This is a genomic window from Mycobacterium kyorinense, from assembly GCF_001672775.1.
Classification (GTDB): Bacteria; Actinomycetota; Actinomycetes; order Mycobacteriales; family Mycobacteriaceae; genus Mycobacterium; species Mycobacterium kyorinense_A.
In genome coordinates this window covers 18957-35342 of record NZ_LZKJ01000087.1, presented here as the reverse complement: position 1 = coordinate 35342, position 16386 = coordinate 18957, and the positions used below count along the sequence as shown (strand labels likewise).

Genomic DNA, 16386 nt, shown 5'->3' with positions numbered 1-16386 from the left:
GATCAGATGTCGAGTTCGGCGACCAGCGAGTCGACGACTGCCCGCAGGTCGCCGTCATGCTCTTCGGCGACGCGGCGCTGCCGCTGATACGACGCCCCGTTCTGCCAGATGTCTGCGACGACGGCCAATTCGTCGGTGCAGCGCAACGACTTTGCGATCGGCTCGAGGCGGTTGAGCAGATCATCGAGATCCTCGGTGACCAAGCGTTCGTTGCTGTCGGCGTCGAGGATGATCACCGCATCCAGGCCGTAGCGGGCGGCCCGCCACTTGTTCTCCTGATGATGCCACGGCGGCATCGTCGGCAGTGTCTCACCCGCGTCGAGCCGCCGGTCCAAATCGACGACCAGGCAGTGCGTCAAGGCCACCAGTGCACCCAGCTCACGCAGGTTGGACACCCCGTCGCAGACCCGCACCTCCAGGGTGCCGTTATGCGGTGAAGGCCGGATATCCCAACGGATTTCGTTGATGTCCTCGATGATTCCGGTCTTCTTCTGGTCATGCACGAATTTTTCGAACTGCGACCAGGTTTGAAACTGGAACGGCAACCCGGCGGTGGGCAGCTGCTGAAACATCATCGCCCGATTACTGGGATACCCGGTGTCCTCACCGGCCCACCACGGCGAGGAGGCCGACAGCGCCAACAGATGTGGGTAATAGTTCAGCAGCGACGACATGATCGGCATCACTTTGTGCGCCGACGACAGCCCGACATGCACGTGCACTCCCCAGATCAGCATCTGCCGTCCCCACCACTGGGTGCGCTTGATCAGCTCGGCGTAACGCGGTGCGTCGGTGAGCTTCTGGGCAGACCACCGCGCAAACGGGTGTGCGCCCGCGCCGAACAACTCCATGCCGCGATCGCGGACGATCTGACGGACGGTGCCCAGGGTGGCCCGAAGATCGGCCATCGCCTCACCGGTGTAGTCGCAGACACCGCTGACGATTTCAACGGTGTTGCGCAGTAGTTCCTTGTGGACGCAGGGGTTTTCGCCGATGTCCCCCATCACGGCGGCGGCTTCGTTGCTCAGGTCGCGGGTCTGCGCGTCGACCAGTGCGAACTCCCATTCGACGCCGAGCGTCGGCCGTGGTGAGGCGGCGAAATCCACACGCCTGGATACCCTGCCGGCCGGTTTGCTAACCGGCGCTGATGACACCGCACGCCACCCGCTTGCCGGCGTCACCGGTGGACATGGTGGTCTGGTCGGGACCAGGTGTTCCGTTGACCTGGTAGCGGTCCGGGATGTTGCCGAAGTTGTCCGCATCGGCGTGAATGACAATCGAGGTGCCCTCGCCCGACGTCAGGTCCTCTTTGGTGAACGCGTCGGTGGTGGTCACCAGCAGCGCCGCACCATCCTTACGCACCTGCAGCGACGTCAGGTCGCCGCTCATGGGGCCCCCGCTGTGCCCGGGCGCCTGGTAATGCCCGCCTGCCGAGTTGAAGTTGCCGGGCTCTCCGCCGGTCGGGGCGACTGAGTCGGGCTCACACTTGCCCACCTTGTGGATGTGCATCCCGTGGAAGCCGGGCGTCAACTGGCCGAGGCCGGTGGTCTCCACCGTCACGGTCACATAGCCGTGGTCGAACTCGAATTTCGCGGTCGCCACCTTGGTGCCGTCCGGTGCCTTCAGATGGGCGGTCAGCGTGTCCGGCGGCACCGGCCCGCCTTCGGGTGGCGTATTGGCCGGCGCCGGCGATCCGGTCCACACCGACGGCGTGGTGCCAGGAGACGTGGCCGGCGACTCGTTGGGCGGCGAACATGCGCTCAGCAAAGCAACAGGAGCGGTAAGCGCTGCGAGACCAGCGACGACGACAGTACGGCTTTTGGCGGGCTTCAGCATGGGGAAAGACTAGCCCGTGACGAGAACGATGACGCCGGGCGGTTGGTCGGCGACGTCGGGGATTCGCGGTTCGACCTGCGCGGCCAGCAGCTTGCCGACGGCGTCGGCGGTTTCCTGCTCCCCGGGTGCGTCGGTGTAATACACCGTGGTGGCCGTGACATCGGCTAACGACGGGAGGTTGCCGACTTCGGTGACGTCGTAGCCCGCTGCCTGTAGTTCGTCGCGTGTGCGAGCGGCGACGCCTTCTTGATCGGAGATGTTGAACACCCGCACCTGGGCTTTAGCCGGCGCTCGCGTCTTTGGCGGCATGGCGCTGGTCGACACGGACGAACCCGACGAGTCGTCGTCGGAGTTTCCGCCCGATCCCATGGCTTGAAAGCCCACCAACAGGAAAATGACACCCAAAAACAGCAGCACCATCACCATGGCCCGCAGCGGAAGCCCGGAGGAATCCGGAACGCGTTCATTCATCGACGCCACTGTATCCAGGACTGGGCCAGAACCCACAACGACGCCGCGAAGCGCCGCACCTCAACCGGACCTCAGGTGACCTCGAAGCCGAGCCGCCGCGCGGCCCGGGCCTTCTGCCGACTGGCGCGCAGCCGTCGCAGCCGTTTCACCAGCATCGGATCGGCGGCTAATGCCTCGGGTCGATCAACCAGTGCGTTGAGCACCTGGTAGTAGCGGGTCGCCGACATCGAGAACAACTCTTTGATTGCTTCTTCTTTGGCGCCGGCGTATTTCCACCATTGCCGCTCGAAAGCCAGGATGTCGTGTTCGCGGCGGGTTAGCCCATCGGCGATTTCAGAGTCGTCCCCCGATCGATTAGCCCGCGCCATGGCGCTGTCCATATCGCTCCTGTGACCCCGTTCGAATCTCGAATGCACGCTGTATCGGCGAATATTCAACCACGGCGCTAACTGTTGACACGTAATCCTCGCCCGCGAGTCGCTCGGCGAAGTTCGATTGCCACGCCACGTCGCGACGCGTGTCGTCGGCAGGCTTAAGCTTGCCGACCATGGCAGTCGTACCCATTCGCATCGTGGGTGATCCGGTCTTGCATACCCCCACCACACCGGTGTCGGTGGCCGCGGACGGTTCGCTACCGGCCGACCTGTCGGACTTGATCAGCACCCTCTACGACACGATGGACGCCGCCCACGGGGTCGGCCTGGCCGCCAATCAGATCGGTGTGGGACTGCGGGTTTTCGTCTACGACTGCGCTGACGACCGCGGGCAGACCAAACGCCGCCGCGGCGTGGTGGTCAATCCGGTACTGGAGACCTCCGAGGTGCCCGAGACCATGCCCGACCCGGATCGCGACGACGAGGGTTGTCTATCGGTGCCCGGCGAGTCGTTTCCGACCGGGCGGGCAACCTGGGCGCGGGTGACCGGACTCGACGCCGAAGCCAACCCGGTCACGATCGAGGGCACCGGGCTGTTCGCCCGCATGCTCCAACACGAGACCGGCCATCTGGACGGCTTCCTGTACCTCGACCGCTTGATCGGCCGGCATGCCCGGGCCGCCAAGCGGGCCGTCAAATCGCAGGGCTGGGGCGTTCCCGGGTTGTCCTGGACACCGGGCGAGGGACCGGATCCGTTCGGCCACTGATGGTTTCGTGGCCCGCGATCGGAACACGGGTGACGGTGCGCTACCGCCGGCCCGCTGGTTCGGTGCCACCATTGACCGATGCGGTAGGCCATCTGCTGCAACTCGACCCGGTGGTGCGGGTGCAGACGCGGGCCGGTGACATCGTCGAGTTCGCCGCAGCCGACGCGGTGACGGTGCGCCGGCTAACCGATGTGCCGGTGCGCAACTCACAGATCCGCGCCGTCGAGCATGCGGCCGCGCTGGCCTGGCCCGGCGTTGAACAGCACTGGCTCGACGGCTGGTTGCTACGCGCTGGACACGGGTCGACGCGGCGAGCGAATAGTGCTGTTCCCCTGGAGTTTTCCGCTAATGCCGCCGCGATCCCGGCGATCGTGGACTGGTATACGGAGCGCGGGCTCACGCCGCTACTGGCCGTTCCGGACCGGCTGCTGCGCCTGCCGGACGACGCGCCCGCCGAATGCGAAACGCGAATGCTGGTGTGCGAGCTGTCGAACGTCACGCTAGAGCAACGCTCGGGGCCGAGCGTCACGCTGGAGCAACGCCCGACGGCTGACTGGCTGGATTGCTATGCCCGCGACGTGCCGGTCGACGTGCTGACCGCCGTCGTCGACGGCGAGCTGATGTTTGGCCGCCGTGCGGGCGTCGCCATCGGGCGGGCCGCATTGACCGCGACTCCGGACGGCAGCCGATGGGTGGGCGTCTCAGAGGTCCGCGTCGCCGCCGATCACCGCGGACATGGTCACGCCCGGGCGGTGTGCACGGCGCTACTGGCCTGGGGCGCCGATCGCGGCGCCACCCGTGGCTACGCGCAGATTGCCGACACTGCTGCGGCGCTCGGCCTTTTCGAGTCGCTGGGTTTCACCTCGCAGCACCGCTGCCGCTACCTCACGATGCAATCGCTGCAGCGGCTATGACTGGCAGGGCTGGTCGTGTTGCGAGCGCCCGGGCGGTCACCAGCGCGGTCACCGTCGTTGCCTCGAAGTACAGTCCGACGTCTTTGAGGCCCCAGTGGATCGCCACCAACGTGGTCGCGCCGGCGACGCACAGCAGCGCTCCGATCGCGGTGCCTCGACCGACGGTGGTGACGGGTGCGGCGCCGTCCCAGCCAGGTAGCGGATCGTTCTCCAAGGGTCGCAGTGCCACGAAGAGGATGGCGACGACGCCGGCCATCAGCAGTAGCTGCGCGATGCTGATGATGGCGAAGTGGGGCTGGCCGGGGTAGCGGGGCAGGCTGAGCTCGTCGAAGAGCAGGTGGATGCCCAGCAGCGCGGGGATATGCCACAGGTAGAGCGTCATGGCGCCGGAGTTGCCGAGTGCGGTCCACCACCACACGCGGGGTCGTCGCGCCCAGCGTCCGATGGCGGGGGCGGCGGCGATCGCGACGAGGCTCACGACGATGGCGTGGCCGGCCAGGAGCAGTGACGGGGGGCTGGTATTGGACAGGTGGTGATCGCCGGTGCCCACCATGCTCAACTGATACGGCCCCCAGCAGGCCAGGGCCAGGTTGATCGCGAAGACCCCGGCGGCGGTCGCGAGTGCGGTACGTGCGCTGAGCAGATGGCGGCGGTAGGCGACGCCGAACATGGCCGGGATCAGCCAGACGGCGAGGTTCAGGTAACCCAGCGGTGCCGCGGCATGCCAATGCAGCCGCATGACGTCGATAATCGCGATGGTCCCGTAGACGGCAGCAACGCCGCCGGCCAGGCGGGCGGTGGTGGTGATCCGATACAGCATCGGCATCGCGGCCAGCACCAGCACGTAGGCGCCGAGGAACCACATCGCTTGGGTGGAGACGCCGGCGATGGGGTCGTAGACGTGTTGTGGCACAAGCGGATGCAGCAGGTACAGCGCCGCGGCCCAGAATCCGAGGTAGTAGAACACCGGGCGGAACAGCCGGGTGCAGCGGGTCATCAGCCAGCTGCCCCAGTTGGTGCCGGGCTGCCACGAGGTCAGGCAAGCGGCGGCGCCGGCGAAAAAGAACAGCGGCATGATCTGGAAAACCCAGGTAAGTGCTTGGAATACAACGGATGTGGTGAGCAGGTTGTCCCAGATGAGCACACCGCCGCGGATGGTGCTGATCGCCATCACGGTGTGACCGGCAACGACAGCGATCAGGGAGGTGATGCGAATGACGTCCAGGGCGCGATCGCGCCCCGCGGGAGTGGCCGCGGCCAAATCTTCGGCAGAGGGTAGACCCGTCAGTGTGGTCATGATGTGTCCAAATACCTTTCCGTAGAACAGTTTCAGGGAGTCACGGTGTCGCGCTGCGCCAGCGAACGGGCGTAGCCGGTGCCCATGGCAAGCAGCGCCAGGCCGACGACGATGAACGCGGTGACGCGGAAGATGCCGTCGAGGGTGCCCAGGTCGAACAGGAACAGCTTGGCGATGGCCGCTGCGGTCAGCGCCAGCCCGCCGGTGACCGCCACGGTGCGCCGCTGGCCCGAGGATCTACGGGCGTAGATGAATAATGTTGCGGCCATGGCGGTCCAGCAGATGGTGGCCGCCATGTGCCCGGCCAGGAATCCGGCGCTGGTACCGCCGACCAGAACACCGGCGGTGACGGTGAACATGGTGACCGAGTAAACGAGATATCCGGCGCCGACGCCGGCCAGCACCCGTGCGAGGTCGAGGTCGCGCTGGACGACGAGCGCGTGCAGCGGGGACATGACGGCGACGTAGGCGATGACCAGCACACTGGTGACCATCGTGGCGACCGCAACCGAGGTCGACACCGCGGTGCCGTGCAGCAAGTTGGTGGGGTGAGCTGCGCTGAGAAAGGCCAGGATTCCGATGGCGCCGAATCCTGTTGCCACCCAACGCGCGATCGCATCCTTGCGACCCGCGACGGCGACCGTGATCGCGATCGCCAGTAACACAGGAGCTTCCAGGTAGCCGTGAAATGCGGTGTCGACAGCAATGAGCGCCGACACCGCGGACAACGCCGACCAGATTTGCACGACGATGCGCGGAAGGTCGCTGCCCAAGATGACGAGGGCCAGCAGACCGGCAGCCAAGCTTCCGGTCAGCAGCGTGGCCAGCAGCCGATCCACCGCGACGCCGCACGCCAGCACCGGCACGGTGCCCGCCGCGGTCAACACAGCAAGTGCGGTCGTGCGGGTGATGACGGGGATCAGCATCAGGCCGGAGACAATGGCCAGCAGCGCCGCCAACCGGCACAAGCCGCCGAGAAGCCACGGGTTCTCGGTGCCGCCACGGGCCGCCAGTGCGATCAGTAGCGGCGCGGTGGGCGCCGCGATGCGGGCGGCGAACATCCAGATCCAGTCCCTGCCCCATTGCCCGGCCAGGGCGGCGGCGGACAGGGCAAGCATGAAACCGATCAGCATCAGGTCGACTCCACGGGTAAGCACCGGGGCCAGGCCGATCAGCGGGATCAGCACCAGCAGACCGAGGTGTTCGGAGTTCCACCGCCGTGCCAAGGCCAGACCCGCTGTGCCCACCGCGGCGGCGATAGCCAGTCCGGCCGCGGCCGGCGCCCACCGGTAGATGGTGGTCACCGCGATGACGTCGAGGTAGCCGGCGGCGACACCGGTGGCGGCCAGCGCGATCGCCCCGATCCGCCCACCCGGCTTGCCGTGCAGTCGAGCACCCACGCCGACGAGCGCCGCGGCAAGGACGGTTCCGCCGGCCACCCGAATCTCAGGACGCAGCAGCCCCGCTTTGGCCGCGAGGACCAGCAGCAACACCACACCGACCAACGTGACGGCGACGCCGGCGACGGCCAGGATCTTGCCGATCACGCCCGCATCCGGCAGCCGCCACTCGCGCGGGGGTGTCCAGGCCGGCGGCGGTGGCGGCTCGCTCCGCGGCGCGGGTCGCGGCGCCGGCGGGGGCGCGGCAAGCGGTGCTGGCCGAGGCTGCTCCGGGACCAGTGTCGCAACAGGCGCAGCGGCCGCCGCCCAGCTGGCGAAGTAGCGGTCGAGTTCAGCCAAGTCTCCGGAGACCCGCGACATCTGCCGCGAGATCGACTCGAAATCAGCGGACAGGCGGGTGATGACGGCGTGCGGTTGGGTCATACCTGCACGATGTCTTCCGGCGAGCCGGAAAGGATGAGTAGAACTACTCGACTTCGCCGGCTAGTCCTCGTGCAGCCCGTGTTCGATGGCGTAGCGGGTCAGCTCCACCCGGTTGGCGACCTGCAGCTTACGAAATGTGGCCTGGACGTGGTTTTCCACGGTGCGGTGACTCAACGACAGCTTCTGGGCGATCTGCTTGGCCGACAGGCCTTTCGCGACGAAACGCAACACCTCGGTCTCGCGTTCAGTCAACGCGGGTGTGGCAGGGCCGGCCTCCGGAGAGCGTTTCAGACGCCGATATTCGCCCAGCACCAGCCCCGCCAAGCCCGCGGTGAACACCGCACGCCCTGCCGCGGTGGCGCGCACCGCCTCGGCCAGCTCGGCGCTTGATGCGCTCTTCACCAGGTACCCCGCCGCGCCGGCTTTGACCGCTTGCAGGACGTCATCGTGTTCATCGGAGGCCGACAACACCAGCACCCGCGACGACGGAGAAACCTTGATCACTTCGACAGTCGCCTGCACGCCGTCGCCGTCGGCCAGCCGCATGTCCATCAGCACCACATCGGGCTTGACCACTTCCGCGCGCCGGCGCGCAGCGGCGACGCCGTCGGCGGTGGCCGCTACCTCGAAACCGCGCGCAGCCAGGTCGCGGGCCACCGCGTCGCGCCAGATCGGATGGTCGTCGACCACCATCACCGACAGAAGCTTTTGCTCAGCCACGACGTTTCTCCCGGCGTGGGACGGTGAGTTCCCATTCGGTGCCTTCGCCGACGTCGGTACTCAGTTGGGCGCTGCCGCCCAACGACGCCAGCCGTTGCACAATCGATTGGGAAATACCCACGTGGCCCTGGCGGGCCGCTTCCTCGAGGCGGCCGGCGGCGATGCCGATTCCGTCGTCGCGGATGCTCACAGTGACCGTGTCCTCGAGATCTTCCAGCAGCACGAACGCTCGGGCCTCAGGCCCGGCGTGAGCTCGCACGTTGTCCAGCGCGTTGCCGACCGCCGCATCGAGCTCCTCGGCTACCGGCCGCTCCAGCGGCACCGGCGTAGCCGGCATACTCAGTGACACCTGGTCGTCGTGGCGGCGGGCCAGCAAAGTGCGTAGGTCGACCGCCTGCGCGTCGCCGTCGCGGCCGAAGTCCGCCGCCGCGACCAGCCGGCGCAGCGCTCGTTCCTGTTCGCCGGCCAGGTCCGCCAGTTCGGCTGCAGCCCCGCCGATCTCGCGGCCCCGTTTGGTGACCAGCGCCAGCACCTGGATTACACCGTCATGAACGTGACGGGATAGGCGTTCGCGTTCCTCGACCGCGACTGCCAGCCGGATCGCCTGCTGCAGTTCGGCGTGGGCGCGACGCGCAGTGCCCGCGGCCATGCCGATGGCCAGGCCGAGTGTGACCTCGATGATCAGTGTGGCGTTGTGGGAGAGGTCGAGGGTGAAATAGTTCTTCACTGCGAAATTCGTGGCCATTACCACCAGCCCGGTCGCCATCCCGGCGACCGGCCCGGACAACAGAGCCGCCGAAATCGTGGGGTTGGTAGCCCACAGAGTGGTGGGCCAGGTTTGATTGTCATCCGCCCACTGCACCGACGCCACAATCCTGTTGGACCACATCAGCGCGACCACGATCACGATCTCGGCGACCACCCATGCGGGCCGGCGACCGAAGCCCTGGACGTAGGCGATCGCGTATACCGCGCTGACACCGAGCAAGAGCGCGCACAGAGCCCACGCCAGCGTGGGCTGATCCAGGTCGGAGTTGATCGCGATCTGAAACCCCAACGCATACAGGCAACTCAGTGCACGAAACACTTGCGCCGCCCGCCACAGCGGCGCGACCGCATCAGCCTCGCGGACCGTCGCCACGGGCCCAGCATAGGCATCGACGACGGCGCGAATGCCTAGGACGCGGGTCGCGGCATCACCGATCGCCAACGTGGGCGTCCCGCAGGCGGGTGTAGCGTCGAGCCCACGCGTCGGTGAACGGGGGTGAGCGTGGCGAGTTTCGAGCTCGTCGACATCGACTACGACCAGACCGGGTTCGGGGAGTTGCATGCGGTTCCCGACCTCAAGGCGCAGTTACCCCGCACCGCCCGGATTGCTCGCCGTATCCCCGGCCCGGATCGCGATGACTACTTCTCGGCGATCTTCACGGAACCTGTCAAATACCATCCCTCGGCCCAATTCGACTGGGACCGACCACAACCGGAGTTCATCGCCGTCGATGACGTCGGGCAGTTCGTCTGGGTACCGGCGATCGTCATCGCGAGTCTACAGGCGGGAACCCGGATTCATGCTGGGATGAAGAACTTTCCCGTGTATGTGGCTTACATCGTCGACAACACCGCCGGGCTCGATGAGCAACTCGACTTCGCCAAGTGCGACTCAATCGGATGGGGCACCATCAACGCCGTTGATGATCCGCAGGGCCTCGAATCACGCTCGGGATGAGCGGTTTTGGTGTTCTGGTCTATCTGGGGTCGGTATAGAGAAGCCAGCGATGAGCACCGGTGGAGCCATCCCGCCATTATCTGGCTGTCGGGGGTCAGGCCGGGCAAGCGTGTGCCAGGGCGCTCATTTCGTTGTCGAACTCGCGGTTAGCCTGGGCCACCGCTTTCGCCGATGCCGGCAATTTCGGTTTCAACGGGTCTTGTTTGTCCATCTCGTCGTTCATCTGCTTCGCGTCTTTCAGGAATTCCCGTGCCAGCGCCGCAGCTCGTTGCGCGTGGACTGACAGACTGGGCGCGGTCAACAAGCCTGTGACCGCTCATCAATGCGCCACGCGACAACGACGCCAGCGGCCGCCTCCGCGACACACAACACCGTCAGACACAGCTGGGCCAGCCTGCGTCCGCTCACACGACCAAACATAATCTCACGGTGCAATCGCTGCACCGACCTACGCTGTAGCCATGATTGATGGCGACGACCCGTCCCCCGCAAGCGGGAGGTGCCCCCAGCGCCCTTTGGCGCGCTCGCGATCGCCGCTGCTGCGGCTGGCGACCTGGAACGTGAATTCGATTCGCTCCCGTTTGGACCGGGTGCTCGATTGGCTGCAACGCGCCGAAGTCGACGTACTTGCCATGCAGGAGACCAAATGCGCCGACGAGCAGTTCCCCACAATGCCGTTCTTCGAATTGGGCTACGAGGTGGCGCATTGCGGGTTCAACCAATGGAACGGCGTGGCGATCGCATCGCGGGTCGGCCTTGACGACATCGAGGTCGGCTTCGACGGCCAGCCCACCTGGAGCAGCAAACCCGAACTAGAGGCCGCGGCTGAAGCCCGCGCGTTGGGCGCCACCTGCGGCGGAGTGCGAGTGTGGAGCCTCTACGTGCCCAACGGACGCGCTTTGGGTGATCCGCATTACAGGTATAAGCTCGATTGGCTTGCCGCGCTGCGTGATACGGCGGAGGGCTGGCTTCGCACCGATCCGTCGGCGCCGATCGCGCTGGTGGGCGACTGGAATATCGCCCCCACCGACGAGGACGTCTGGAGCGTCGAGTACTACCAGGGCTGCACGCATGTCTCCGAGCCCGAACGCAAAGCGTTCGACGCCATCGTCGACGCGCAATTCACTGACGTGGTGCGGCCTTTCACGCCCGGCCCGGGCGTGTACACCTACTGGGACTACACCCAGCTGGCGTTCCCCAAACGGCGGGGCATGCGCATCGACTTCATTCTCGCCTCACCCGCCCTGGCCGACCGGGTCACCGACGCCCAGATTGTCCGCGACGAACGCAAAGGCAAAGCGCCCAGCGATCACGCGCCGGTGCTCGTGGACGTGCGCGACGCTTGTATATGAGTTGTCTATGCGTTCGGCCGCCGCGGCCCACGACAGCGACGAACGCGCACACAATCGAATTCATCGGGTGAACTCTGCGCGCGTCCGGACATCACCGGCGCAAACGCGAGAAACAGTCAAACGTCAAGGAGTCATGATGGGTGTCGTCGACGGCACAGTACGCAACATGCGGCGAACAGTGGGCCGCGCGGCAACGACAACCACGGCCGCCGCGAACGCGGTAGGCGGTGCCGTGGTCAATGGTGTCGCCGGCGGTGTGACGGGCGCCGCAACCGGCATCCAGCGCGGCCTCACTGGCGAAAATCGCAAGACGGCAGCGGCCGCACTGACGTTGGGCGCCCTGGGCGCCACAGGTTTGGTCGAGTGGCCGGTGCTGCTGGCCGTCGGTGGTGGCGCGTTGGTGCTGCGGCGGATGAACCGTACGCGCGACACGACGTCCGCACCGGCCAAGGCGACTCCGGCCAAGTCGGGGCCCACCAAATCGACCCGCCCCGCCAAATCGACCGCGGCGAAAGCCCCGGCACGACAAAAGTCTCCATCCAAGCGCGCGCCGGCACGGCAATCACGCGGCACGCAGTCGCGCAGCCGTCGCTAATTCGCGATTGCGTACCGTCGAATCCGTGCAACTTTCCATGCCGCTGCGCGCGGCCGCAAAAGGAATGCAGGCAACCACCGCGCTCGTCGGCGCGACGATGCAGGGCGCGGCAGCTGCCACCGAGACCGTGGGAACGGTGGCGTCGGCCGCTTTCGACATCGCGACCATTCCGGTCCGCCAAGGCGCCAAGATCCTGTCCGGCGAGGCTTCCGGCTCCACGCTGACCCGGCGCTGCTGGCGCGGTGACAACCGGGCATGGATCGAGGTGCGCGGGCTGAACGGCCCCGCCGGCGACGAACGCGGCCGCGCGGTGGTCGACGCCCTGCTGACACAGCCCGGCGTCGCCTCGGCCAGCCTGAGCCGCACACTGTCGCGGGTGGTCGTCGAAATCGACGGCGAGCAGGCGTCGCTGCGAAACCTGTGTCCGGTGGTCGACGACGCCGAAAAGCGCTGCCGCTCGACCGACGGCGCCGCCACCAGGGCAGGCAGCCTGCCCGGCGACGGCCTGTTGCTGGCGACCACCGGCGCAATGGTGGGCCTGAACGCAGCGGGCCTGGGCATCGCGCTGGTGGGACGGACGCTGCGGTGGCCGCGCCTCCCGACCGCCGTCGACGCCGCCGCGGCGATCGCCAACTACCAGCCCTGGCTGCGCCGCCAACTCGAGGACCGAATCGGCACCACCGCGACGGACACCGTGCTGTCGACGGCCACCACGATCGCGCACATCGTCACCTTGTCCCCGGCATCGCTGTCGGTGGACCTGATGATGCAGGCGCTCAAGGCCGCCGAGTGCCGCGCCGAAGCGCAGGCCTGGGCCCGCTACGAACCGGAGCTGGCCAAGCACGCCGACCACACCGAGGTTCACCGGCCGTCACGTCCGGCGCCGGCGCCGGACGGGCCGGTCGAACGGCACACCAAGCGCGTTGCCGTCGTCCAGGTGCTGGGCACTGCACTGGTCGGCGCGCTTACCCGCAACGTCGACATGGCGGCGACGGCCGCGGTGGTCACCGCCCCCAAGGCCATGCGCACCACCCGCGAGTCCTTCGCGGCGACGCTTGGCCAAGGCCTGGCCGACCGGCATGCGGTGTTGCCGTTGCGACCCGAGAGCTTGCGACGCCTCGACAAGGTCGACGCACTGCTCATCGACCCCCGCACGTTGTGCGATGACACCCTGCGCGTGGCGCGGGTCCGCGGTGCCCGCGACGGCGAACTGACCGAGGCCTGGGAAAACGCGCAACGCCTGCTCGAGCAGTCCGGCCTGCGTCCCGGTTGGCATCCGGTGCCCGGGATGACGACCCGCAAATCCAAACAAAACGGTGCAGTCGAGGCGCTCATCCTGCCCGCCCAGCAGCCGTTGGCGTCGGCCGTGGTGGCCGAGGCACGCGCGTCCGGCACGGAGATGGTCACCGTCAACGCCGACATCCTCGGCGAGTTGCGGCCCGCCTTCGACGACATCCGGCCGGTCCAGGACGGCGCCATCGACGACGCGCTGGCCGACGCGGTGGCCGACCTGCAACAGACCGGCCGCACCGTTGCGGTGCTGTCATCGACCGGCGCACAAGCGCTTTCCCGCGCCGACGTGGCGTTAGGCGTCATGCCCACCGGCGAAGCCGCGCCGCCGTGGGGCGCGGATCTGATCCTGGCCGACCTGGCCGGCGCGTGGCAGGTGCTGCGCGCGCTGCCCGCCGCCAGGGCCGCAACCGAGCGCGGCATCGCGATCTCCACCGGCGCGTCGTCGCTGGGGGCGCTGCTGATGGTGCCCGGCGTTCGGGGTTTGCGCCGTGGGCGCGGGCACGGACCCGGGCCGGTGACACTCGGTGCCGCGGCCGGCATGCTCTCGGGTTACCTGCTGGCCCGCGACGTGGTCCGGGTGCCGTCACCGAGGCCGGCGCCGGCCTACGAGTGGCACGCGATGTCGGTCGAGCAGGTCCGCGAGCTGCTGGCGCCGGCCGACTCCGCGGCAGAGGCACAGGTGGCCCGCGGTGACGCACAAGCGAGCGCAGCGCCGCCCAACGCGGTCTGGCAGTTCGTCAAGGCCGTCCAGGCGGAGTTATCGGACCCGCTGACCCCGGTGTTGGCATTGTGTTCGGCGGCCACCGCGATGTTGGGGTCGCCGATCGATGCGGTGATGGTCGGCACGGTGCTGACCGGAAACTCGATACTCGCCGCCGCCCAACGGCTGCGGGCCGAGAACCGCCTGAACCTCCTACTGGCGCAACAGACCCCGTCGGCCCGCAAAGTCGCGGTCGGCCCGGATGGCGCGCAGACATACAGCGAAGTGAACTCGGAGCATTTGCTGCCGGGCGATCTCATCGAGGTGCGCAGCAACGAAGTGGTGCCCGCCGACGCTCGGGTGATCGACGAACAGGACCTCGAGGTCGACGAATCGTCGCTGACCGGTGAGTCGCTGTCGGTGGACAAGCAGGTCGAAGCGACTCCCGGGGCAGAGCTCGCCGACCGTCGCTGCATGCTCTACGCCGGGACCACCGTCGTTGCGGGCACCGCGCTCGCGTTGGTCACCGCCGTCGGCGCCGACACGCAGACGCGGCGGGCGGCCGAGCTGGCTTCGGGGGATCTGCCCGAAGTCGGCCTGCAGCATCACCTCAGTCAACTCGTCACTCGGGCGTTCCCGGTCAGCGTCGGCGGCGGTGCGCTGGTCGGCGCGCTCGGACTGCTGCGCGGCGGGGGTCTGCGCCAGGCGCTGGGTAACGCGATCGCGGTCGCGATCGCCGCGGTCCCGGAGGGGATGCCGCTGATGGCGACACTGGCCCAACACGCGTCGGCTCAGCGGCTCAGCGGTTCCGGCGCACTGGTGCGTGTGCCGCGATCGGTGGAGGCGCTCGGCCGCGTCGAAGTGATCTGCTTCGACAAGACCGGCACCCTGAGCGAAAACCGGCTGCGGGTCGCGCACGTGCACCCGGTGTCGACGTATTCGCGCGAGGACGTGTTGCATTGCGCCGCGCAGGCCGCACCGGCGCCGGAGAGCGCCGCCCACGCGCACGCCACCGACCAGGCCATCGTCGAAGCGGCGGCTGCGGCCAACGGTTCGGGCCACTGGTCTGAACCGGACGCCCACTTGCCGTTCCGCTCCGGTCGGGCCTTCTCGGCCTCGGTGTCGGGAACGGAGTTGACCGTCAAGGGCGCACCGGAAGTGGTGTTGGCGGCCTGCCCGGACGTCGGCGCGGACATGGATCAAACGGTGCGTGACCTGGCGGCGGAAGGATTGCGGGTCATCGCGGTGGCGCGGCGCAAGCTGACCGCCCAACAGGCTCGGGCGGTCAAAGCTGACGAAGACACCATCGTGGCCCTGTGCGACGACGGGTTGACGCTGACCGGGTTCCTCGGGTTGGCGGACACCCCCCGACCCGAAGCGCCGCAGTTGCTGGCCGACCTGACCGAGCGGGGGGTGGCCATCCGGCTGATTACAGGTGACCACCCGATCACGGCCACCGCGATCGTGGCCGAACTGGGCCTGCCGGTCACCGAGGATCAGGTCATCACCGGATCCGAGTGGAACGAGTTGTCCCGCAAAGATCAGGAGCGAGCGGTGTCCGAGCGGGTGATCTTCGCCCGGATGACACCGGAGAACAAGGTGCAGATCGTCCAGACGCTGGAACGTGCCGGACAGGTGACGGCCATGGTGGGCGACGGCGCCAACGACGCGGCGGCGATCCGGGCCGCCACCATCGGCATCGGCGTCGTCGCCCGCGGCAGCGACGCCGCCCACACCGTCGCCGACGTGGTGCTCACCGACGGCCGCATCGAGTCGCTGGTGGCCGCCATCGACGAAGGCCGCCGACTGTGGCGCGGCGTGCAGGCGGCGGTGGCCGGCTTGCTCGGCGGAAACGCCGGCGAGGTGATCTTCTCGGTCATCGGCACTGCGATCACCGGCAACTCGCCGCTGAACACCCGCCAACTGCTGCTGATGAACACGTTGACCGACGCCCTGCCGGCCACGGCGCTGGCGGTCAGCACACCCAGCGGGCCGGTCCAGCACGTCCGGCAGGGCATCGACGAACGCAAGCTGTGGCGCGCGGTGGCGGTCCGTGGGGCGATCACCGCGGCGGCCGGCACCGCGGCGTGGACGATGGCGTCGGTCACCGGGACGCCGCAACGTGCCTCCACGGTCGCACTGATCGCATTGGTGTCCGCGGAGCTGGGCCAAACCCTGGTGGATTCGCAGGCGCCGCTGGTGCTGCTCACCTCGGCCGGGTCGCTAGCCGCATTCATGCTGATGATCAGCACGCCGGGGGTCAGCCAGCTGCTGGGCTGTACGCCTGTGGGCCCGATCGGCTGGGCCCAAGCGATGGGATCGGCGGCTGCGGCGACCGCCGCGCTGGCCGTCGCGACTCGGCTGCCCGCCGGCCGGTGGGGCTTGGAAACGCCGACAAGCCACGACGGCGCGGATTCGTCCGCCAGCGACACCGTCAACGGCCGCGACATCACCGACCGCACCCAGGCAGTCCTGGCGTCGGCCGTCGGCTGAAGTTCGCGGGTATACAACCGTCGTC

General features: G+C 67.9%; 15 protein-coding genes. 6 read left to right on the top strand and 9 right to left on the bottom strand.

The features are described from left to right. Positions 1-2: 2 nt before the first annotated feature. The 4 genes from A5707_RS09335 to A5707_RS09320 form a co-directional block, all read right to left on the bottom strand. The gene (locus A5707_RS09335; protein ID WP_065014216.1) at positions 3-1154 is read right to left on the bottom strand and encodes a glutamate--cysteine ligase; all 1152 of its coding nucleotides are present in this window, start codon (positions 1152-1154) and stop codon (positions 3-5) included. Further along, on the bottom strand, positions 1135-1836 hold the full coding sequence (gene sodC / locus A5707_RS24430) for a superoxide dismutase[Cu-Zn] (RefSeq protein ID WP_065014215.1): 702 nt from the start codon (positions 1834-1836) through the stop codon (positions 1135-1137). The genes A5707_RS09335 and sodC overlap by 20 nt, the downstream gene beginning before the upstream one ends. 9 nt (positions 1837-1845) lie before the next feature. Beyond that, entirely contained in the window at positions 1846-2307 is a 462-nt protein-coding gene (locus A5707_RS09325) for a LytR C-terminal domain-containing protein (RefSeq protein ID WP_065014266.1), read from the bottom strand. Positions 2308-2378: 71 nt separating this feature from the next. After that, entirely contained in the window at positions 2379-2687 is a 309-nt protein-coding gene (locus tag A5707_RS09320) for a DUF3263 domain-containing protein (RefSeq protein ID WP_065014214.1), read from the bottom strand. Positions 2688-2854: 167 nt separating this feature from the next. Here A5707_RS09320 and A5707_RS09315 point away from each other — a divergent pair, with 167 nt between their 5' ends. Beyond that, positions 2855-3448 carry a peptide deformylase gene (locus A5707_RS09315; RefSeq protein WP_065014213.1) on the top strand — a complete coding sequence of 198 codons (594 nt, stop codon included), beginning with the start codon at positions 2855-2857 and terminating at the stop codon, positions 3446-3448. Beyond that, complete coding sequence (locus A5707_RS09310; protein ID WP_065014212.1) at positions 3448-4362, top strand: GNAT family N-acetyltransferase; 915 nt, start codon at positions 3448-3450, stop codon at positions 4360-4362. The genes A5707_RS09315 and A5707_RS09310 overlap by 1 nt, the downstream gene beginning before the upstream one ends. Here the strand turns inward: A5707_RS09310 and A5707_RS09305 are convergent. Genes A5707_RS09305 through macS form a run of 4 tightly spaced genes read right to left on the bottom strand, consistent with a single transcriptional unit; the run spans position 4334 to position 9343 of the window. Next, complete coding sequence (locus A5707_RS09305) at positions 4334-5659, bottom strand: acyltransferase family protein (RefSeq protein WP_065014211.1); 1326 nt, start codon at positions 5657-5659, stop codon at positions 4334-4336. The genes A5707_RS09310 and A5707_RS09305 overlap by 29 nt on opposite strands. Positions 5660-5691: 32 nt before the next feature. Continuing rightward, complete coding sequence (locus tag A5707_RS09300) at positions 5692-7482, bottom strand: DUF2339 domain-containing protein (protein ID WP_065014210.1); 1791 nt, start codon at positions 7480-7482, stop codon at positions 5692-5694. 60 nt (positions 7483-7542) lie between these two features. After that, positions 7543-8175, bottom strand: coding sequence for a response regulator (locus A5707_RS09295; protein WP_156657734.1), 633 nt, complete (start codon positions 8173-8175; stop codon positions 7543-7545). A gap of 19 nt (positions 8176-8194) precedes the next feature. Next, complete coding sequence (gene macS / locus A5707_RS09290; RefSeq protein ID WP_065014265.1) at positions 8195-9343, bottom strand: MacS family sensor histidine kinase; 1149 nt, start codon at positions 9341-9343, stop codon at positions 8195-8197. Positions 9344-9472: 129 nt separating this feature from the next. Here macS and A5707_RS09285 point away from each other — a divergent pair, with 129 nt between their 5' ends. Next, positions 9473-9928, top strand: coding sequence for a hypothetical protein (locus tag A5707_RS09285; RefSeq protein WP_082969362.1), 456 nt, complete (start codon positions 9473-9475; stop codon positions 9926-9928). Between the two features lie 94 nt (positions 9929-10022). Here the strand turns inward: A5707_RS09285 and A5707_RS23180 are convergent, their stop codons facing one another. Next, complete coding sequence (locus tag A5707_RS23180) at positions 10023-10232, bottom strand: hypothetical protein (protein ID WP_065014207.1); 210 nt, start codon at positions 10230-10232, stop codon at positions 10023-10025. A gap of 235 nt (positions 10233-10467) precedes the next feature. Here A5707_RS23180 and A5707_RS09275 point away from each other — a divergent pair, with 235 nt between their 5' ends. From A5707_RS09275 to A5707_RS09265, 3 genes are all read left to right on the top strand, one after another. Continuing rightward, positions 10468-11280, top strand: a complete 813-nt coding sequence (locus A5707_RS09275; protein ID WP_065014264.1) for an exodeoxyribonuclease III — start codon at positions 10468-10470, stop codon at positions 11278-11280. Between the two features lie 136 nt (positions 11281-11416). Continuing rightward, positions 11417-11875 carry a hypothetical protein gene (locus tag A5707_RS09270; RefSeq protein WP_065014263.1) on the top strand — a complete coding sequence of 153 codons (459 nt, stop codon included), beginning with the start codon at positions 11417-11419 and terminating at the stop codon, positions 11873-11875. A 37-nt stretch (positions 11876-11912) separates the two neighbouring features. After that, positions 11913-16361 (top strand): cation-translocating P-type ATPase, encoded by a 4449-nt coding sequence (locus A5707_RS09265; RefSeq protein ID WP_156657732.1) that lies wholly within the window; start codon positions 11913-11915, stop codon positions 16359-16361. Positions 16362-16386 lie beyond the last annotated feature (25 nt).